The organism is Rosenbergiella metrosideri (assembly GCF_022602565.1).
Lineage (GTDB): Bacteria > Pseudomonadota > Gammaproteobacteria > Enterobacterales > Enterobacteriaceae > Rosenbergiella > Rosenbergiella metrosideri.
On sequence record NZ_JALBCV010000002.1, the window covers coordinates 169,380 to 188,117 of the forward strand.

Below are 18,738 nucleotides of genomic sequence, written 5' to 3' on the forward strand. Positions count from 1 at the left end.
TTGACCTGCTTGACCTGCTTGACCTGCTTGACCTGCTTGACCTGCTTGACCTGCTTGACCTGCTTGACCTGCTTGACCTGCTTGACATTCAACAACTATGAAAGAATTTATTATTATAAATAAACATAAAATACGAATCATAATCCTCTCCTGAGGTATTTAATTCTTCCCCGTCCATTTTCGAAGGTAAGTAAATATGGGGAGGATGAAATAAATGCTACTACCTCGTCTATATCATTTCTCTCAAAATATTTTACATCGGAATTTCTTATAGCTCCTTGGTATTTCATATCTACAAAAACATCTCTTATCTTACTGCTAAGTTTATTCCATTCCAATGCCTCACTACTACGATATTTTTTATAAAATCTAACTAAGTCATTTACGTAGTATCATCAGTAGCCTGGTGGCAATTCTGGTTATCATGCTGCCAGAATATTTATTTAGCTCCGTGGGGAACGCGGGGATCTCCTCAACATTGAGGTGAGGGAAGTGCTTTTGCATTGGTGCTTTCAACGCGCCGGATAAATCAGTAACCGGATTATTCTCGGCTCTGCCAGTGATAACAGCATGAGTAAATATCTGCCTACAGGCTTGCCGGGTCTTTTTTAGTTTATCCAGTACGCCACGCTGCTCCATCTTCCGAAGCACTGCCAGCATCTCGGCGGGTTTAATCTCGTTTATCGCTCGCTTACCAATAAAAGGAAATATCTCTTTAGTCAGATACTCCAGAATGTCCTCAGCGTAGCCCTGTGACCAGTTTTCTTTTTTATGGTTGTGCCACTCGATAGCGATAGACTCGAAACTATTCTGGACTGCTAACACTTTAGCAACTTTCTCGGCTTGCTTCTCCTGGCTTGGATCACCACCAGCGGCAATGATTCTCTTTGCATCCTCGCGCTTACTTCTGGCATCGGCCAACGTGACATCAGGATATACCCCCACAGATAATAATTTTTCATTACCCGCTATACGATATTTTAAACGCCAATATTTTGAGTCTGTAGGGTTTACTAACAGGTATTGGCCGCCACCATCAGATAGCTTATAGGGTTTTTCTTGGGCTTTGACTGTATCGACCTAACGGGTATTTAGCTCATTTTGGGGGATCTATTTCATTTAACCTGAGGGTGCCCCCAAATATCCCCCCACTTATAAGTGGATTACAATGGATATTACTGGACGTTGGTAGATAAGGAATTGGCTAAGATACTTGATTTCAGTGGGATGAGTAGATGTTACTGGAGGGGTGTGGATGTTGAAATGGTACGCCCTATAGGATTCGAACCTATGACCTACGGCTTAGAAGGCCGGTGCTCTATCCAACTGAGCTAAGGGCGCCCTGATTTCAGTCACGGATTATACGGCTGAAGGGTCATGAGTCAATCACTTTAGGCGTAGAATCAGTTTATTGCTGAAGCTTTGAGCATAATTCGTAAATCTTAACCTGACAGCTTTGTCTGCTTCTGACAAAATACAAAGATTCCCCCTAATAGCTTAAAAGTGGATTTTATCCGGATGTCAGCGAAAATTATTGATGGTAAAACGATTGCGCAGCAAGTTCGTGCTGAAGTTGCTGCTGGAGTTCAACAACGTCTTTCTTCAGGTAAGCGTGCGCCTGGCCTTGCCGTTATCTTAGTCGGTAGCGATCCTGCTTCCGAGATTTATGTCGGTAGTAAACGTAAAGCCTGTGAGGAAGTTGGGTTTATTTCCCGTTCCTACGATTTACCGGCGACCACCAGTGAGCAAGCGCTACTCGAACTTATTGACCAACTTAACGAAGACCAAGCAATCGACGGTATTTTGGTTCAACTTCCTTTACCTGAAGGTATCGATAACGTAAAAGTTCTGGAACGTATTGCTCCGAGTAAAGATGTCGATGGGTTTCATCCCTACAATGTGGGCAGACTCTGCCAACGTGCGCCTATTCTACGTCCCTGTACGCCACGGGGAATTATCACATTATTAGAACGTAACAATGTCGATACCTTTGGCTTAAATGCGGTTATCGTCGGGGCGTCTAATATTGTTGGGCGTCCTATGGCGTTGGAGCTACTGCTTGCAGGATGCACCACGACAGTCACACACCGTTTTACCAAAGATTTGCGTTCCCATATTGAACGTGCAGACTTACTAGTAGTTGCGGTAGGTAAAGCACACTTCATCCCAGGCGATTGGATTAAACCGGGGGCGATTGTGATTGATGTAGGGATCAACCGTTTAGAAAGTGGAAAAGTGACTGGAGATGTCGACTTTGATGCGGCCTGCGAACGCGCCTCACTGATTACACCGGTACCGGGGGGCGTTGGTCCAATGACCGTTGCGACACTGATTCAAAATACCTTAGAAGCATGTGAAAAATACCACAGTGGGAGCGACCAATAATGCAGCAATTTTCATTAGGAAAACATCCACATGTCGATCTTTGTGACCTGTTAAAACTGGAAGGGCTGACAGAGAGCGGGGCGCAGGCAAAGATCGTGATCGATGCCGGAGAAGTGACCGTAGATGGGAAAATTGAAACCCGTAAACGCTGTAAAATCCATGCACAACAAGTGGTGAGCTTCGCCGGTCAATCAATACAAGTGATTGCGTAATCCCACCATAACTACCGGTTGGACCCCACTTACCGGTAGTTGAATCAGACTGTCCCGATTTCTCTCAGTTATCCGCTGCTATTCCTACTCTGCGCTATCCTAAGTAAACAGTATTGTTATAAGATTGTTTAATAATTTTACTTGGAGACGGATAATTAAATGAAAAAGCTTCTCTCGTCTTTGCTGGTGATTGCCGCCGCGGGCAGCAGTGCTTGGGCAAACGCTGCACCCTTCACCTTAACTTCACCCGACTTCTCATCCGGTAAGCTATTACCTGCCGCCGCGGGGGGGAAACCGGGTAATGATCCTGCGTGCCATGGGCAAAATATCTCCCCTTTATTGACGTGGCAGAATGCGCCAGCGAATACCAAGAGTTTCGCGTTAATCATTCAAGATCCCCAAGGTAAAAACGGTTTGGGAGTGACCCATCTTGTCGCCTACGGGATTCCGGCTACCACACAGCGCTTAGAACGTACTGCATTAAGCAATGGCAAAGGTTTTGTCGGCGGATTGAACAGCAAAGGTAGTGAAGCCTATGTAGGGCCTTGTCCTCCTCCGACTCTCGATTTGCATTACTATACCTTCACATTAATCGCCACCGACCTGCCGACAACTGCATTACCCGCTGGGTTGTTACGAGAAGAGTTATTGCATCGTCTTGAAGGCCATGCGCTGGCGTCGGCGGGCATGGTCGCAGGCTACCAAGCTAAAACCGCCCAATGATTATTAAATGAGACCGTGTTTGTGCTAATCCTCTTAACGCTATTAAGCAGCCTATTATTATTACTCACTCTCGCACCGCTTTCGCATTGTCGCTATTGGTGGGTAAGGGTATGGGATTTCCCGCGGGTGCAGTTGTTAACGATCGCTTTATTACTCGCGTTCGCCGTAAGCTATTATGAGTTTGATGCGCCGCTCTGGGTGAGCTGCTTGCAAGTCATCACTCTGGGCTGCGCGGCCTATCAACTGTTCTGGATTTATCCCTATACGGCGCTAGCCCGCAAACAGGTTGAGGATGCGCAGCCCGACTGGACAGGCACCACGTTAAAAATCATGGTGTCGAATGTGCTGACACCTAACCGTCAAGCAGGCAAGTTGTTGGCGTTAGTGGAACAGGAGAAACCTGACGTATTGGTTGCCGTCGAAACTGACCAGTGGTGGGAAGATCACCTTAAGCCACTCGAACAGGACTACCCTTGGGTGATCCGCTGCCCGCAAGATAATCTCTATGGGATGCATGTCTATTCACGGGTTGAAGTGCAGGATGCGAAAATTCAATTCTTGGTCGATGAAACGATTCCCTCTGCGCATCTTCTGCTCGTTACCGCAGAGGGGCTAGAAGTCAGCCTGCACTGCTTACATCCTATGCCGCCTAGCCCGACAGAGAGCGATGATTCAATCGATCGTGATGCGGAACTGGTGATGGTGGGTAAGAGTGTTGAGCAACGCGATATCCCTGTTATTGTGACCGGGGACATGAATGATGTGGCATGGTCGCGCAGCACACGTCTGTTTCTGAAAGTGAGTGGATTGATCGACCCACGGCGGGGGAGAGGCATGTTTTCGACTTTCCATGCTAGTTACCCTTTTTTACGTTGGCCACTGGATCATGTTTTCCATAGCAAAGCTTTTGTTTTAAAGGATTTAAGACGTCTACCTAATATCGGGTCAGATCATTATCCTTTCTACGTCGAGCTACTTTATCATCCACGACAGGGCGCTCAACAGCAAAAACTAGTCTGTACTCAGGACGATGAAAAACTGGCTAAAGAGGTATTGAGTCAAGTTGGCGGCCATGAACAGCATGTTCACCGTCCAGGTGAATAAAAAAATTTTCCATAACCAGTGATGACGGGAATGGGTTCGGTTCCATAAAAAGCCGTTTTTGGTGGGTGAATATCAACCAATTGTATAAAAAAACGATATTTATCACTTTTTCATCAGATCTTACTGGACAAATGGCTCCGCAATTGGTGTACTAGATACCGACACAGATTTAGTGTCTTTTTTAATGTAAAGGTAATATAGATGTCTAAGATTAAAGGTAACGTTAAGTGGTTTAATGAATCCAAAGGATTCGGTTTCATTACTCCTGAAGATGGCAGCAAAGATGTATTCGTACACTTCTCTGCTATCCAGAGCAATGGCTTCAAAACTCTTGCTGAAGGTCAACGCGTAGAGTTTGAAATTACTGACGGCGCTAAAGGCCCATCTGCTGCTAACGTTATCAGCCTGTAAGTTAACAGCCAGAATTTCAAAAACCCGCCGCTTTGGCGGGTTTTTTTTTGCCTTTACGTTAAGTAGATGTTAATACGCAATCTGTTACAGATCATAATTGTGTTATAATCATCCTCTATCAAGATAGAGAGAGTGTCCTGCTAGGTATTGAGGTTAAAAGAGAGTTATGGAAGGTATTAGCTTAGCCAAGTTGTTAATCATCGGCGCATTAATCGTTTTATTGTTTGGTACTAATAAGTTACGTTCTCTTGGGGGCGACCTAGGCAGTGCGATTAAAGGCTTCAAAAAAGCGATGAAAGATGATGATAGTGCGGCAAAAAATTCGACGGCTGAAGAGGCCACCGCTGACCGCGTCACGCATAAAGAGTAGCCAGTCGATTATTTACAGCATAATGTAAGTAAATATAAAAAAAGCCAGTGCTCTGAAGAGGACTGGCTTTTTTGTTGCTGAAGGCAAATTATTTTATCTCGATCCCCTGAGCCTGCATATCGGCATGGTAAGAAGAGCGTACAAATGGACCACAGGCAGCATGAGTGAAGCCCATTTCCATTGCAGCCTCTTTCATCTCATCAAATTCAGCAGGGCTCACATAGCGCTGTACAGGAAGATGATGGCGGCTAGGTTGCAAATATTGTCCTAACGTCAGCATTGTTACGCCGTGGCGACGCAAGTCGCGCATAACGTCAATAATCTCTTCGTTCGTTTCACCTAGTCCAACCATCAGTCCTGATTTTGTAGGGATATCTGGATGTGCCTGCTTAAACTTCTCTAACAGTGTCAATGACCATTGGTAGTTAGCCCCAGGGCGCACTTGACGGTATAGACGCGGCACATTTTCTAAATTATGGTTGAACACATCCGGTGGTGTGGCTGAGAGGATTTCCAAGGCTTTATCCATCCTGCCACGAAAATCGGGTACCAGTGTTTCAATTTTAATGTTAGGGCTTTTCTCACGAATTGCGGTAATACAGTCGGCAAAATGCTGTGCGCCACCGTCGCGTAAATCATCACGGTCTACTGACGTAATCACTACATAGCGTAGTGCCATATCCGCGATAGTTTGACCAAGCTTGACTGGCTCATTGGTATCAGGCGCGACAGGGCGACCATGGGCAACGTCACAGAAAGGGCAGCGTCGGGTACAGATTGCCCCGAGGATCATAAAGGTAGCCGTACCGTGGTTAAAACATTCTGCAAGGTTAGGGCAGGAGGCTTCTTCACAGACCGAATGCAGGCCATTTTTGCGCATGGCAGCCTTAATACCTTGAATACGACTTGAATCAGCCGGTAGCTTAATTTTCATCCATTCAGGTTTACGCAGTATTTCTTGGCGTTCGGTTACCACGGTCTTCACTGGAATTAATGCCATTTTATCGGCATCGCGATATTTGACACCGCGTTCCATCTGTATTGGTTTGCTCATAAGGTATTCCGCGTCACTGTCAGAAGAATCATGTTCAATACACCATGGATTCAACTTTTCTGATAAATTTGTAAAAGTATATCACTCGGCTGCTGCTTAGACAGCCTTAAGCGCACAAAAGTTACAAAGTTGTAAAATAAAGCGGGTGCTCACGGGGCAGCGGGGTATCGTTTACCACCTGCTGACATTGGACGTGATGAGTAAAGTGTTTTGCCAGAGCCTGAGACACCTGTTCCAAGCTGCGCTGACTGCCTTGGTCTCTCAATTGTGTCATCGTTAAGTCAGCATAACCACAAGGGTTAATGCGTGTAAACGGCGAGAGATCCATATCGACGTTTAATGCTAAGCCGTGGAAAGAGCAGCCATGACGAATACGAAGTCCGAGTGAACAAATTTTCTGACCCGCAACGTATACGCCAGGCGCGTCAGCGCGGGCGTAGGCCTGTAACCCTTCTTCGCCAAGGGTGGCGATGACCGTATTTTCTAATGCGGTGACTAACTCTCTTACCCCGATTTTACGACGGCGGATATCTATCAACACATACATAATTTGTTGACCCGGGCCGTGATAGGTCACTTGGCCTCCCCGATCACTCTGCATGACAGGAATATCGCCCGGCGCTAATAAGTGCTCTGCTTTACCGGCCTGACCTTGCGTAAAGACAGCAGGGTGTTCAACCAACCAGACTTCGTCAGCACTATGCTCAGTACGGCTATCAGTGAAACGGTGCATCGCCTCGGAAATTGTCTGCCACGGTTGCCGACCAAGATGGCGAACAATCAGGGGCGGCAGTTCCGTCACAGAGGTTGGTTGATCGTGACGCATTACATCACCATACGTACAATTTCGATATTACCTAACTCTTCGTACAGGGTTTCAACTTGGTCGATATGGGTTGCGGTAATCGTGATCGAGACCGAATGGTAGTTACCCTTACTGCTTGGCGTGATGGTTGGGGAGTATTCGCCCGGCGCGTGGCGTTGTACCACTTCGATCACTTGATCCACCAATTCAGGTTGTGCCAGGCCCATCACTTTATAGGTAAAAGGGGTAGGGAACTCTAACAGTTCGTTTAATTTGGTTTTCATAGTCACTCCGAATGAAAAAAGACTCCCGCAAGCGCGGGAGTATATATTACTTATTATGTGGGGCCGATGAGCAAGAAATCAAGGCCGCTAGCCGAACCAATGGTGGAACATTAGTTTGATATGATCGACGATTTTACTGAAAAAACCGCCTTCAGGCACAGCGTTAAGTACCATCAATGGACGTTTATCAATGATTTTCCCATCAAGTTGGAAATTGATCGTCCCAACGACCTGATTTTTTTGAAGCGGTGCGTGAAGCTCACCCGAGTTGAGGACATAGCTGGCTTTAAGATCTTTCATACGACCGCGCGGTACCGTGATATAAACATCTTTATTCACACCCAGCTCTGCTTTATCAGTATCACCGAACCATACGGGTTCGGAGGCAAAGTCTTTACCTGCTTTGATCGGAGAGATAGTTTCGAAGAAGCGAAAGCCCCACGTCAGCAATTTTTTACTTTCGGTTTCACGACCTTTGTAGGTGTGGCCACCCATGACTGCCGAAATCAGACGCATTTGACCTTCGGTCGCCGAGGCGACTAAGTTAAATCCTGCAGAATCGGTGTGTCCGGTTTTAATACCATCGACATTCATGCTGGTGTCCCACAGCAAACCATTACGGTTCATCTGGCGGATATTATTGAAGGTAAATTCTTTTTCGTGATAAATCGCGTATTCGTCCGGAACATCTCTAATCAGTGCTTGACCAATCAGCGCCATATCCCGTGCTGAACTGTATTGCCCGTCAGCATCCAATCCGTGAACGGTTTGGAAGTGGGTATTTTTGAGTCCTAAGGACTTCACATAATTGTTCATCAGCCCGACAAAGGTCTCTTGGCTACCGGCAACATAATCCGCCATGGCAACGCAGGCATCATTGCCTGATTGCAGAACAATGCCGCGAGTCAGTTGAGAGACCGGTACGCGGTCACCCGGTTTCAGGAACATGAGCGACGATCCCTTAAATACAGGGTTTCCGGTGGCCCAAGCGTCCTGTCCAACCGTTACCATATCGTCTTGATGAATCTTTCCGGCTTTAACGGCCTGACCAATAACATAACTGGTCATCATTTTAGTGAGACTGGCGGGGTCACGGCGGGCGTCAGCATTTTTTTCAGCAAGCACTTTTCCCGAGTTATAATCCATGACGATATACGCTTCGGCATCAATATTCGGTACGCCTGGGATCATAGTCTGAACGATATTATCGTCCGCCATCGCAGAAGGGCCGACCAGCACTGCCACAAGGGGAAGTAGGGTGAGACGCTTTAACATTTTTGGAGCGAGGGTCTTGTTCATTGTAACGTTCTCATTCAGAGGCAGTCCAAAAGCCCCGCTATAATAGTGCTAACGGGGAACCTTGTGAGTCTTAATTATTATTCGAAGTGATAAATGAATTCACATTATCTTGGGCGAGACGCTGCTGCAGCGCAGTCGCTTCACTGCGGCTGTTGTATCCACCGAGTTGAACGCGATAAACATTACCATGTACAGCTTCGACATGTCCCGCCACACCATAATGTTGGGCTAACTTCATCTGCAGTTCGTTTGCACGTTCAGCGTTGTTCACGGCAGCAACCTGAACGACAAAACCCTTGCCATTACCGTGGCTTACCGCTGAGGATTTGGTGGCTGGTGGATTGACGGCAGGTGTAGTGTGCGGGGTTGACGCCGCTACAGTTGACGCTTTGGTGGCTGTGGCCGCAGGGGATTGTGCAGTGACTGGGGGCTGTTGCTCTTCATCACTCTCTAATACACCACTGCGCAGCGGTTGCGGGGCACCTTGCAGACCGTTGCTATGCACTGGCGCGCCCAGCTCGTCAGTACTCTGTAACTCGCTATTATCCACAGTGCGAACATTAGCATCAGTGGGCGTTGTCGACGTGGTCACAGGGGGGAGTGCGGTACTGCCCGATGAGGCGTCTTCCGAAGTCATCCCGGCGTCAAGATTAGGGCGTGCGGGGAGGTCGTAGCTCTGTTTTGCAACACGTGTACCAATTGTCCCAGGCCCCGATAGGGTGCCATCGGCAGCCACATTGATCACATCAATACGTACCCGACTATTATTCGAGGTATTCAAGCGAGTGGCCGCAGCTGGGGAAAGATCAATAATCCGGCCGGGAATAAAGGGACCACGGTCATTGATACGGACCACGATTTGGCGATTATTCGCGAGGTTTGTGACGCGTACATATGATGGGATTGGCAAGGTAGGATGCGCTGCAGTGAAAGCATCTGAATCGAACGCTTCGCCTGATGCGGTACGGTTGCCTTGGGCATCGTCACCATAGATCGAGGCTAAACCAATTTGGCTAAAGTTCTGTGTGTCCGTAGCAATTTTATAACGAATACCATTGACGCTGTAGTCGTTATTAGCAGTTGCATTGCGAGGCTCGTATTTCGGTTCAATACCGGGTATCTCCACCACCGGTCCATTATAGGCAGGCAGTGGGGGGGCGGTATAATTTTGCTGTGACTGTTCTGACGAACAGGCCGCTAAGATTAATGATGCCAAGCTGATTCCAAGCCATTCCTTTCGCATGTCTGCCTCTTATACGCTTTTAGATAACATTTTTCGATGAGTATGTATTGACATAACAATGCCAAAACCTGCCATGAGGACCACCAGTGCTGAACCACCATAGCTCACTAAGGGTAAGGGAACTCCGACAACTGGAAGAATACCACTCACCATACCAATATTGACGAATACATAGACAAATAAGATTAGCATTAATCCCCCGGCCATCACACGGCCAAAGGTGGTCTGCGCACGGGCCGCAATGATTAAGCCACGAACAATCAACAGAAGATAGAGGGTGAGTAGGCCCAGAACCCCGATAAGCCCTAACTCTTCGGCGAGTACTGCAAAAATAAAGTCAGTATGGCGTTCGGGCAGAAACTCAAGCTGAGATTGGGTACCGTGTAACCAGCCTTTACCACGTAAGCCTCCAGAGCCGATGGCAATTTTAGATTGGATTATATGATAGCCAGCCCCTAAGGGATCACTTTCCGGATTTAACAGCATCATTACCCGATCGCGCTGATAATCATGCATCAAAAAGAACCATAAAATGGGGATAAAAGCCGCGAGTAGGAGTACGGCAATACCGATCAATCGCCAGCTCATTCCCGAAAGGAACAGAACGAATATACCGGAGGCGGCGATCAAGATAGCCGTTCCTAAATCTGGTTGAGCTGCCACTAATAGTGTAGGCACGGCTATCAACACCAGCGCAATACCAGTATTTTTAAGCGAAGGTGGGCAGACATCACGATTGATAAATCGGGCAACCATCAGCGGCACGGCTATTTTCGCAATTTCTGACGGTTGGAAGCGCACAATACCCAGATCCAACCAACGTTGTGCACCTTTACTGATATGGCCAAATGCATCCACGGCTATCAGCAATACCACGCTTAAAATATACAGATAAGGCGCCCAGCTTTCATATACCCGTGGCGGAATTTGAGCTAGCGTTAACATTAAGGCTAGGCCCATACCAATTTGGCCTATTTTACGCTCCATCATCCCTGGATCTTGGCCACTGGCGCTCCAGATAATAAATCCGCTATAGGTGAGCAGCGTGAGAATGATGATCATAAACATGGGATCAACGTGGATGCGAGTCCAGATTGATTGTTTCTGTGGGTGGTCGCTCATGGGCATTACTCGTCACCTTCATAGCCAGAAGGCAGCGGAGCCTCGGGCGATAATTGGGTATTGTTGTCACCTAACATAATATGATCCAAAATTTGGCGCATGATGGTACCAACTGCTGCGCCGGAGCCGCCATTCTCTAAAATCATGGTAATGGCGACCCGTGGGTTGTCATAGGGAGCGAAGGCGGTCATCAATTTATGATCACGCAACCGCTCTGAAATTTTATGTGCATTGTAGGTCTCGTTAGCTTTCAGCCCAAAAACTTGAGCGGTACCCGATTTCGCGGCAATTTTATACGGGGCGCTGACGAAACTCTTATGCGCCGTACCATTAGGACGGTTAGCAACGCCATACATTCCATCTTTAGCAATTTCCCAGTAGCCAGAATGCACATCCCCAATCACCTCAGAAACGGGAGGCTGGTAGGGGTAACGGGTGCCGGCCCGATTTGCTGACAATAATAAATGCGGGACTTTCAGAACCCCATCATTGATCAATGCCATTAATGCCTTATTCATTTGCAACGGCGTAGCTGTCCAATAGCCTTGACCAATGCCCACCGGGATAGTGTCACCCTGATACCAGGGTTTTTTGAAGCGGTTGATCTTCCATTCCCGTGTAGGCATATTCCCCGCGCTCTCTTGGGGCAGATCGATTCCTGTACGTTGGCCATAGCCAAATTTCATCATCCAATCAGATAGCCGATCAATACCTAGATCAAAGGCGACTTGATAGAAAAAAGTGTCTGCAGACTCTTCAAGAGACTTGGTCACATTCAGTCGACCATGCCCCCATTTTTTCCAATCGCGAAAGCGCTTTTCACTACCGGGTAATTGCCACCAACCGGGGTCGAATAAACTGGTGTTTTCGGTTATTACGCCAGCACTTAATGCCGAAACAGCAACGAAAGGCTTTACAGTCGAGGCTGGCGGGTAGGCCGCTTGAATGGCACGGTTGTACAATGGACGGTCGGGATTGGTCAATAATTCTTTATAATCTTTACTTGAAATGCCATCGACAAATAAGTTGGGGTCGTAACTGGGCATGGAGACCATGGCGAGAATTTCGCCATTGCGAGGATCGCTAACCACAACCGCACCACGGCTTCCGGCCAGTAACGTCTCAATATATTGCTGTAATCCTAAGTCTAGGGTTAATGTAATATCTTCACCGGCTTGCGGAGTGACCTCATTAAGTTGCCTGACAACCCGACCACGGTTATTGACCTCAACCTCTTCATACCCAGTATCACCGTGTAGAAGGTCCTCATAATAAGCTTCCACGCCAAGCTTGCCGATATCGTGGCTAGCACTGTAATTGCCCGCCTTCTGCTCACGGTTCAATCGTGCCATATCGCGGTCATTAATTTTTGAAACGTAACCCACAATATGGGTGAGGCTAGGGCCATAGGGGTAATAGCGGCGTTGATATCCTTTGATTTCCACACCGGGGAAACGATATTGGTTGACGGCAAACCGAGCGATTTGCTCGTCGTTTAACTCATTTTTAATGACTACAGGGGCAAAGCGTCGGGCTTGCTTACGCTCTTTTTCGAAGGACACTAACTCTTCGTCGGTCAAGGATAAGACGGGTTGTAACGCTGCGAGTGTCTGTTTCAAGTTACCAACTTTTGCCGGCAAGATTTCAGCTTGGTAGATAGTGCGATTTAACGCGAGTGCGGTGCCATTACGGTCATAAATCATGCCGCGACTGGGGGCAATCGGTACGAGTTTGATACGGTTCTGATTAGATCGTGTGCGGTAATCATCATACTTAACAATCTGTAGATGGCACATGTTGACGATAAGAATCGAGAGTAATAGAAAAACACCCACAAGTGCGATGGCGGCCCGTTTCACAAATAACTTTTGTTCGGCGCTATAATCACGAAAAGCGTAGGCGGTCAATTTCATGCAAGTGTTTTCTACTTATTCAAAGGTCGAGAGTTTATTCGCGATGGTAAGGATGGTTAGTCGTAATACTCCATGCACGATAAAGGCTTTCAGCAACTAATACTCTGACTAATGGATGGGGTAAGGTCAATGGCGAGAGTGACCAACTTTGATCTGCCGCAGCTTTACATGCGGGGGCAAGCCCTTCAGGCCCACCAATCAGTAGGCTGACATCCCGGCCATCTTGCTTCCAACGATCAAGTTGTTGGGCAAGCACGGGTGTTTCCCAAGGAGTACCAGGGATGTCTAAGGTTACAATACGGTTACCTTTTCCCACTACAGCTAACATCGCCTCACCTTCTTTTTCTAGGATCCGCTTAATATCGGCATTCTTACCGCGTTTACCTGCAGGGATTTCGATAATCTCAAAAGGCATATCGCGCGGGAAACGACGTAAATAATCCATAAAGCCGGTTTGCACCCAATCGGGCATTTTAGTGCCTACGGCGATGAGCTGTAATTTCACTCATTAACTCCAGAGTTTCTCAAGCTCATAGAGCTGACGAGCTTCTTCTTCCATGATGTGGACGATGACTTCACCTAAATCGACGACCACCCAATCTCCCGACACTTTACCTTCTGTCCCCATTGGCTGTAAGCCTGCAAGTTTTGCTTCTTGCTTGAGATGGTCTGCGATAGACATAACATGACGCGATGAGGTACCTGTGCAGATCACCATACAATCAGTGATACTGGATTTACCGTGGACATCAATGGAAATTATATTTTGTGCTTTAAGATCGTCAACCTTGTCGACAACGAAAGCTTGGAGTGCTTGGCCTTGCAAAAGCTTCACCTTCAGTAATGATGGTTAAAAAATAAAATCCCTAGTCGCCAAATTGCGTTTGCTAGGGGTTGAGGCTTATTGTAACACGCTGTCAACGGGGGCGATATAAGCCAGTTTCAGCGATATACTCGATGACTGCATCGGGAAGTAAATCTTGACATGAAAGGCCGTGGTGTAAGCGTCGGCGAATATCCGTTGCAGAGATCGTGTACAACGAGGTATCGGCAAGAAATATTCCGCCACAGGGTTTATGCTGTAAGCTGTCCGCGTCAGTCACGTGACGAGTGATCCACGATTGGACTTTATGATCGGCATGCTGGCTGGAATAACCTGGTCGCTGAGCGACGACTAAATGGCAATATTCCAGTATCTCTTGCCATCTTTCCCATTGGTTAATACTGAGTAGCGAATCCTGACCAATAATGAAAGCTAGAGGAGCCTCTGCACCGACTTCTTCACGCAGTAACGTCAGGGTATCGATGGTCCATGATGGGGTATCGCGCTCAAGCTCACGACTATCAATCAAAAAGAGTGGATCATTTTTTATCGCCCGTTTCAGTATTTCTACGCGCTGTGCTGCACTGACTTCTGGCTGAGGCCGATGGGGCGGCACATTGTTAGGAAGTAGGGTGACGTTTTCAAGATCGAGTAGCGAGGCAATTTCACGCGCACAATGTAAATGACCGTTATGGATGGGGTCAAAGGTCCCCCCAAACCACGCAGAGAGCTTAGACATGATAAAGTCCTGTAGGAAACTGAGGTTGACAAATAAGCACGCTGAGCGCGTTTAATGCGGGCCAACACTCGGTAGAGAAATCTTTTTTCACAGCGATCTCTAGTGAGGCTAGATGATGAACGATATGGCGTAGACGTGCGCGATCCAGTCGCTGTAAAGCACCGGTATAAAGTTGACGTCTATTTTGCCAGACGCGGAGTTTGTCCATTGCTGCGCGACGCGCATCCATCGTGATAGCGGAAACTTCAAGTAGGATCATCACCTCTCGCTGCAGCGTTCTCAGCAGGATGATCGGTTCCTGATCTTCTGCCTGCAACTGTTTTAACACGTGCAAGGCACGCTTACTTTTCCCTGCCAGCAATGCATCGATCCAATGATAGGGCGTGAAGACAGCGGCATCATAGACGGCTTCTTCTACTCGCGGCAGAGTTAGTGCACCATCGGGCCATAATAATGACAAACGCTCTAACGCTTGTGATAACGCCAATAAATTTCCTTCGTAATAATAACAAAGGAGACGCAGCGCTGGCTCATCGATCGCTAATGACATAGCGCGACAGCGCTGCTGCACCCAACGAGGCAGTTGTTGATGGTCTGGTGTATGGCAGGTCACCAATAATCCACCGTCAACCAACGCTTTATACCATCCACTGTTTTCTTGAGCTTTGGTAATTTTTGGAGCATGTATGATCAGTAATAAATCGTCATGCATCAACGAAATGAGCTGTGCCAACTGACTGGCTTGGGTAGCGTTTGGACCATTTTCGGCGAGCTGCAAGATAAACACTTGTCGCTGGCTAAAGAGACTCATCGCTTGGCATTCACTAAAGAGTAAGTCCCAATCGGTATGTTGATCGATGGCGTAGGAGTGATGCTCCTCGAAGGCTTGTGCTCGAGCGGCAGCTAAAATTGTGTGCTGACTCTCTTGGTGCAGAAGCGGGTCGCTACCGACCAATAAATAGTAACGACGCAACCCATGGTTGAGTTGCGCCGCAAGTTGTTCTGGGAACACTCTGGTCATTAGTTACCGAGCGCTACACCAGCGTTGCTGCTTTGTTCTGAAGTACTGGTAATCACTTCAGGCAGCCCTAATGCCGCAGGTGGGGCGACAGGCGCAGTACCATTAATTTGCTGTTCAGCAGCATGAACAGCCAGTAACTGACGGACTAACTGTTCAGACGCTCTAACACGCATTTCTTGGCTAATCATGTCTTGTTCTGAGTCTGCGGCAAGCGGGTTGCTGGAGTTATCAAAGTAAGAACGATAAACCTTAGTATGCAGTGGGAAAATACCTTTACCTGGGATGAGGATTTGGCCTGTTACGGTCATCACCAATTGGTACTCCGCACGACTACCGTCTAGGAACACAGAGGCCGTATCACGGTGATTATTCTCGCCCGCTAGGCGTAAAGTTGGCACATTTACACGCTGCGTGGCAGAGTCTTCAACCAATTTTATACCGCTTAACCGTAATTGCTGGCGTACTGCACGCGCGAGTGGACCGTACGGGTCATCGCTCGATAAAATCATCGTTTTCATCTCTTTAGGAATTTTAGTATTCCCACGGGTATGAAAACCACAACCGGCGGTGCTAAGCACCGCGGTTGCCATCATTAAGCAGAGTAGAAAATGTCGCACATTACCTCCGGAGTTACCCAATCACTAGGTTTAACAGCTTGCCAGGGACGAAAATGGCTTTACGAATGGTCGCACCGTCTAAATATTTCGCCACTAAATGGTCTTCGGCAGCAAGGGCTTGAACTTGCTCTTGCGTGGCCTCAGCAGCAACGTTAATTTTGGCGCGTACTTTACCATTAATCTGAATCACCATAACCACACTCTCTTCGACCATAGCTTGCTGATCCGCGACTGGCCATTCTGCTTCATCAATCGTCGTGGTCTGGCCTAAGGCTTCCCATAACACAAAGCAGGCATGTGGGGTAAATGGATAGAGTAGGCGTACCACAGCATTCAAGGCTTCATCCATTAGCGCACGGTCTTGCTCACTCTCTTGCGGCGCACGCGTTAACTTATTCATCAACTCCATCACCGCCGCAATCGCTGTATTGAAGGTTTGGCGACGACCAACGTCATCAGAGACTTTGGCGATGGTTTTATGCACTTCACGACGTAATGACTTTTGCGCATCATTGAGCGCATCAACGTCCAATGGTGCGACAGCACCTTTGCTAGTGTGCTCATGCACTAAACGCCAAACACGCTTAAGGAAGCGGTTAGCGCCTTCAACGCCAGACTCTTGCCATTCCAACGTCATCTCTGCCGGTGAGGCGAACATCATGAACAGACGAACGGTATCCGCACCGTAGCGTTCTACCATTAATTGTGGATCGATACCGTTATTTTTGGACTTGGACATCTTACTCATACCAGCGTAGATCACTTCGCGGCCAGTATTGTCAGTGGCTTTGATAACACGTCCTTTGTCATCGCGCTCGACCGTTACGTCGACAGGGGAAACCCAGTTACGCTCACCGTTTGCGCCGACATAATAATAAGCATCGGCCAGCACCATACCTTGGCAAAGCAGACGTTTCGCTGGCTCATTAGAGTTCACCAAGCCTGCGTCACGTAATAACTTGTGGAAGAAGCGGAAATACATCAAGTGCATGATGGCATGTTCGATTCCACCAATGTATTGGTCCACTGGTAGCCAGTAGTTCGCTGCCGCCGGGTCAAGCATCCCTTGGTCGTAGTGGGTACAGGTATAACGCGCGTAATACCATGACGATTCCATAAAGGTATCAAAGGTATCCGTTTCGCGTAAGGCAGGCTGTCCGTTGACGGTGGTTTTTGCCCACTCAGGATCGGCTTTGATTGGACTTGTGATACCGTCCATGACCACATCTTCAGGCAGCAAGACGGGAAGTTGATCTTCCGGTGTCGGAACGACGGTGCCATCTTCCAGCGTCACCATTGGGATAGGCGCACCCCAGTAACGTTGGCGAGAAACGCCCCAGTCACGCAGACGGTAGTTCACTTTACGCACGCCAACACCTTTCGCGGCAAGCGCATCGGCAATCGCATTAAAGCCCGCAGCATGGTCCAGTCCATCAAACTCACCAGAGTTAACTAACTGGCCTTTGAAGGTCATGGCTTCGCGGCTGACATCAGGAATATTGCCTTCTTCGTCGCAGACTACCGGCTTAATGGTTAATTGATATTTGCTAGCGAATTCCCAGTCACGTTGATCGTGCGCGGGAACGGCCATCACTGCACCCGTACCGTACTCCATGAGGACAAAATTAGCGACCCATAAAGGTAATTTCTCACCGGTCAGCGGATGGATGACATGGAAATCAGTCGCATGACCTTTTTTCTCCATGGTAGCCATCTCGGCCTCAGCAACCTTGGTATTACGACACTCTTCGATAAATGCAGTCAAAGAGGGATCGTGTGCTGCCGCTTCTTGAGCTAATGGGTGCCCCGCCGCAACAGCGACATAGGTTGCCCCCATAAAGGTGTCAGGACGAGTGGTATAGACGGTCAAGGTATCACTGCGACCAGCCACCGCAAAGGTGATTTCCACCCCTTCGGAACGGCCAATCCAGTTACGCTGCATGGTTTTAACCTGTTCAGGCCATCCTTCTAAGGTATCAAGATCGTTGAGCAGCTCTTCTGCATAATCGGTGATTTTGATAAACCATTGTGGGATCTCTTTACGCTCGACTTTGCTGTCGCAGCGCCAGCAGCATCCATCTACTACTTGCTCATTCGCTAAAACGGTTTGGTCATTCGGACACCAGTTAACCGCGGAGGTTTTTTTGTAAACTAAGCCTTTCTCATAAAGTTTGGTGAAGAACCATTGTTCCCAACGGTAATACTCTGGCTGACAGGTCGCTAACTCGCGGCTCCAATCGTAACCAAAGCCCAGTAACTTTAACTGGTTCTTCATGTAATCGATATTTTCATAAGTCCAAGGCGCGGGCGCTGTATTATTTTTCACCGCAGCCCCTTCAGCCGGTAGGCCGAAAGCATCCCAACCAATAGGTTGAAGAACGTTTTTACCTTGGAGACGTTGGTAACGCGCGATCACATCACCAATGGTGTAGTTACGCACGTGCCCCATGTGGAGTCGGCCAGAAGGATAGGGAAGCATCGATAGGCAGTAATATTTTTCTTTACCTTCTTGTTCTGTCACTTTGAAGGTTTCTTTTTCGTCCCAATGGGCTTGAACGTGTGATTCTATCTCTTCCGGGCGGTATTGCTCTTGCATGGCGGCCAGTGATCCTT

The 18,738-nt window shown here is 47.9% G+C and carries 19 protein-coding genes, 1 tRNA gene and 1 pseudogene; 6 read left to right on the forward strand and 15 right to left on the reverse strand.

The window, feature by feature from the left end; translation table 11 throughout:
• Positions 1 to 390 precede the first annotated feature (390 nt).
• Positions 391 to 1,068 (reverse strand): annotated as a pseudogene (locus MKR94_RS03295) (tyrosine-type recombinase/integrase); the annotation flags it as partial.
• 196 nt (positions 1,069 to 1,264) lie between these two features.
• Positions 1,265 to 1,341, reverse strand: a tRNA-Arg gene (locus MKR94_RS03300).
• A gap of 177 nt (positions 1,342 to 1,518) precedes the next feature.
• Here MKR94_RS03300 and folD point away from each other — a divergent pair.
• The 6 genes from folD (at position 1,519) to tatE (ending at position 5,205) form a co-directional block, all read left to right on the forward strand.
• Positions 1,519 to 2,385 carry a bifunctional methylenetetrahydrofolate dehydrogenase/methenyltetrahydrofolate cyclohydrolase FolD gene (gene folD, locus MKR94_RS03305; RefSeq protein ID WP_241645445.1) on the forward strand — a complete coding sequence of 289 codons (867 nt, stop codon included), beginning with the start codon at positions 1,519 to 1,521 and terminating at the stop codon, positions 2,383 to 2,385.
• Positions 2,385 to 2,597, forward strand: coding sequence for a ribosome-associated protein YbcJ (ybcJ, locus tag MKR94_RS03310; protein WP_048911740.1), 213 nt, complete (start codon positions 2,385 to 2,387; stop codon positions 2,595 to 2,597). Before folD ends, ybcJ begins: the two co-directional genes overlap by 1 nt.
• Before the next feature lie 159 nt (positions 2,598 to 2,756).
• Positions 2,757 to 3,320 carry a YbhB/YbcL family Raf kinase inhibitor-like protein gene (locus MKR94_RS03315; RefSeq protein ID WP_241645446.1) on the forward strand — a complete coding sequence of 188 codons (564 nt, stop codon included), beginning with the start codon at positions 2,757 to 2,759 and terminating at the stop codon, positions 3,318 to 3,320.
• A gap of 21 nt (positions 3,321 to 3,341) precedes the next feature.
• Positions 3,342 to 4,424, forward strand: a complete 1,083-nt coding sequence (locus MKR94_RS03320) for an endonuclease/exonuclease/phosphatase family protein (RefSeq protein WP_241645447.1) — start codon at positions 3,342 to 3,344, stop codon at positions 4,422 to 4,424.
• A gap of 201 nt (positions 4,425 to 4,625) precedes the next feature.
• Positions 4,626 to 4,835, forward strand: coding sequence for a transcription antiterminator/RNA stability regulator CspE (gene cspE / locus MKR94_RS03325; protein WP_006118399.1), 210 nt, complete (start codon positions 4,626 to 4,628; stop codon positions 4,833 to 4,835).
• Positions 4,836 to 5,001: 166 nt separating this feature from the next.
• Positions 5,002 to 5,205 carry a twin-arginine translocase subunit TatE gene (tatE, locus tag MKR94_RS03330; RefSeq protein ID WP_099825627.1) on the forward strand — a complete coding sequence of 68 codons (204 nt, stop codon included), beginning with the start codon at positions 5,002 to 5,004 and terminating at the stop codon, positions 5,203 to 5,205.
• A gap of 88 nt (positions 5,206 to 5,293) precedes the next feature.
• On the opposite strand, the gene lipA is transcribed toward tatE, so the two are convergent.
• The 13 genes from lipA to leuS all read right to left on the reverse strand — a co-directional run bounded on the left by lipA (position 5,294) and on the right by leuS (position 18,721).
• Positions 5,294 to 6,259 (reverse strand): lipoyl synthase, encoded by a 966-nt coding sequence (gene lipA, locus MKR94_RS03335; RefSeq protein ID WP_241645448.1) that lies wholly within the window; start codon positions 6,257 to 6,259, stop codon positions 5,294 to 5,296.
• A 121-nt stretch (positions 6,260 to 6,380) separates the two neighbouring features.
• Complete coding sequence (lipB, locus tag MKR94_RS03340) at positions 6,381 to 7,085, reverse strand: lipoyl(octanoyl) transferase LipB (protein ID WP_241645449.1); 705 nt, start codon at positions 7,083 to 7,085, stop codon at positions 6,381 to 6,383.
• Positions 7,085 to 7,348, reverse strand: coding sequence for a DUF493 family protein YbeD (gene ybeD, locus MKR94_RS03345; RefSeq protein WP_099825622.1), 264 nt, complete (start codon positions 7,346 to 7,348; stop codon positions 7,085 to 7,087). Before ybeD ends, lipB begins: the two co-directional genes overlap by 1 nt.
• Before the next feature lie 87 nt (positions 7,349 to 7,435).
• A complete protein-coding gene (dacA, locus tag MKR94_RS03350; RefSeq protein WP_241645450.1) occupies positions 7,436 to 8,647 on the reverse strand; it encodes a D-alanyl-D-alanine carboxypeptidase DacA in 1,212 nt (403 codons plus the stop codon).
• Positions 8,648 to 8,717: 70 nt separating this feature from the next.
• Complete coding sequence (gene rlpA, locus MKR94_RS03355) at positions 8,718 to 9,890, reverse strand: endolytic peptidoglycan transglycosylase RlpA (RefSeq protein ID WP_241645451.1); 1,173 nt, start codon at positions 9,888 to 9,890, stop codon at positions 8,718 to 8,720.
• Between the two features lie 9 nt (positions 9,891 to 9,899).
• Positions 9,900 to 11,012: a peptidoglycan glycosyltransferase MrdB gene (gene mrdB / locus MKR94_RS03360; protein ID WP_241645613.1), complete on the reverse strand. Its 1,113-nt coding sequence runs from the start codon at positions 11,010 to 11,012 to the stop codon at positions 9,900 to 9,902.
• A gap of 5 nt (positions 11,013 to 11,017) precedes the next feature.
• A complete protein-coding gene (gene mrdA, locus MKR94_RS03365) occupies positions 11,018 to 12,925 on the reverse strand; it encodes a peptidoglycan DD-transpeptidase MrdA (RefSeq protein ID WP_241645452.1) in 1,908 nt (635 codons plus the stop codon).
• A 34-nt stretch (positions 12,926 to 12,959) separates the two neighbouring features.
• Positions 12,960 to 13,430, reverse strand: coding sequence for a 23S rRNA (pseudouridine(1915)-N(3))-methyltransferase RlmH (gene rlmH, locus MKR94_RS03370; protein WP_241645453.1), 471 nt, complete (start codon positions 13,428 to 13,430; stop codon positions 12,960 to 12,962).
• A 3-nt stretch (positions 13,431 to 13,433) separates the two neighbouring features.
• Positions 13,434 to 13,751, reverse strand: a complete 318-nt coding sequence (gene rsfS, locus MKR94_RS03375) for a ribosome silencing factor (RefSeq protein WP_048911755.1) — start codon at positions 13,749 to 13,751, stop codon at positions 13,434 to 13,436.
• A gap of 91 nt (positions 13,752 to 13,842) precedes the next feature.
• Positions 13,843 to 14,487, reverse strand: coding sequence for a nicotinate-nucleotide adenylyltransferase (gene nadD, locus MKR94_RS03380; RefSeq protein WP_241645454.1), 645 nt, complete (start codon positions 14,485 to 14,487; stop codon positions 13,843 to 13,845).
• A complete protein-coding gene (holA, locus tag MKR94_RS03385; RefSeq protein WP_241645455.1) occupies positions 14,480 to 15,508 on the reverse strand; it encodes a DNA polymerase III subunit delta in 1,029 nt (342 codons plus the stop codon). The genes nadD and holA overlap by 8 nt, the downstream gene beginning before the upstream one ends.
• On the reverse strand, positions 15,508 to 16,125 hold the full coding sequence (gene lptE, locus MKR94_RS03390; RefSeq protein WP_241645456.1) for an LPS assembly lipoprotein LptE: 618 nt from the start codon (positions 16,123 to 16,125) through the stop codon (positions 15,508 to 15,510). The genes holA and lptE overlap by 1 nt, the downstream gene beginning before the upstream one ends.
• Before the next feature lie 13 nt (positions 16,126 to 16,138).
• On the reverse strand, positions 16,139 to 18,721 hold the full coding sequence (gene leuS, locus MKR94_RS03395) for a leucine--tRNA ligase (RefSeq protein WP_241645457.1): 2,583 nt from the start codon (positions 18,719 to 18,721) through the stop codon (positions 16,139 to 16,141).
• Positions 18,722 to 18,738: the final 17 nt, after the last annotated feature.

Excerpts from the sequence above, each read along its gene's own strand:
- folD (WP_241645445.1), top strand. The coding sequence starts at position 1,519 with ATGTCAGCGAAAATTATTGATGGTAAAACGATTGCGCAGCAAGTTCGT.
- ybcJ (WP_048911740.1), top strand. The coding sequence starts at position 2,385 with ATGCAGCAATTTTCATTAGGAAAACATCCACATGTCGATCTTTGTGAC.
- MKR94_RS03315 (WP_241645446.1), top strand. The coding sequence starts at position 2,757 with ATGAAAAAGCTTCTCTCGTCTTTGCTGGTGATTGCCGCCGCGGGCAGC.
- cspE (WP_006118399.1), top strand. The coding sequence starts at position 4,626 with ATGTCTAAGATTAAAGGTAACGTTAAGTGGTTTAATGAATCCAAAGGA.
- tatE (WP_099825627.1), top strand. The coding sequence starts at position 5,002 with ATGGAAGGTATTAGCTTAGCCAAGTTGTTAATCATCGGCGCATTAATC.
- lipA (WP_241645448.1), bottom strand. The coding sequence starts at position 6,259 with ATGAGCAAACCAATACAGATGGAACGCGGTGTCAAATATCGCGATGCC.
- lipB (WP_241645449.1), bottom strand. The coding sequence starts at position 7,085 with ATGCGTCACGATCAACCAACCTCTGTGACGGAACTGCCGCCCCTGATT.
- ybeD (WP_099825622.1), bottom strand. The coding sequence starts at position 7,348 with ATGAAAACCAAATTAAACGAACTGTTAGAGTTCCCTACCCCTTTTACC.
- dacA (WP_241645450.1), bottom strand. The coding sequence starts at position 8,647 with ATGAACAAGACCCTCGCTCCAAAAATGTTAAAGCGTCTCACCCTACTT.
- rlpA (WP_241645451.1), bottom strand. The coding sequence starts at position 9,890 with ATGCGAAAGGAATGGCTTGGAATCAGCTTGGCATCATTAATCTTAGCG.
- mrdB (WP_241645613.1), bottom strand. The coding sequence starts at position 11,012 with ATGAGCGACCACCCACAGAAACAATCAATCTGGACTCGCATCCACGTT.
- mrdA (WP_241645452.1), bottom strand. The coding sequence starts at position 12,925 with ATGAAATTGACCGCCTACGCTTTTCGTGATTATAGCGCCGAACAAAAG.
- nadD (WP_241645454.1), bottom strand. The coding sequence starts at position 14,487 with ATGTCTAAGCTCTCTGCGTGGTTTGGGGGGACCTTTGACCCCATCCAT.
- holA (WP_241645455.1), bottom strand. The coding sequence starts at position 15,508 with ATGACCAGAGTGTTCCCAGAACAACTTGCGGCGCAACTCAACCATGGG.
- leuS (WP_241645457.1), bottom strand. The coding sequence starts at position 18,721 with ATGCAAGAGCAATACCGCCCGGAAGAGATAGAATCACACGTTCAAGCC.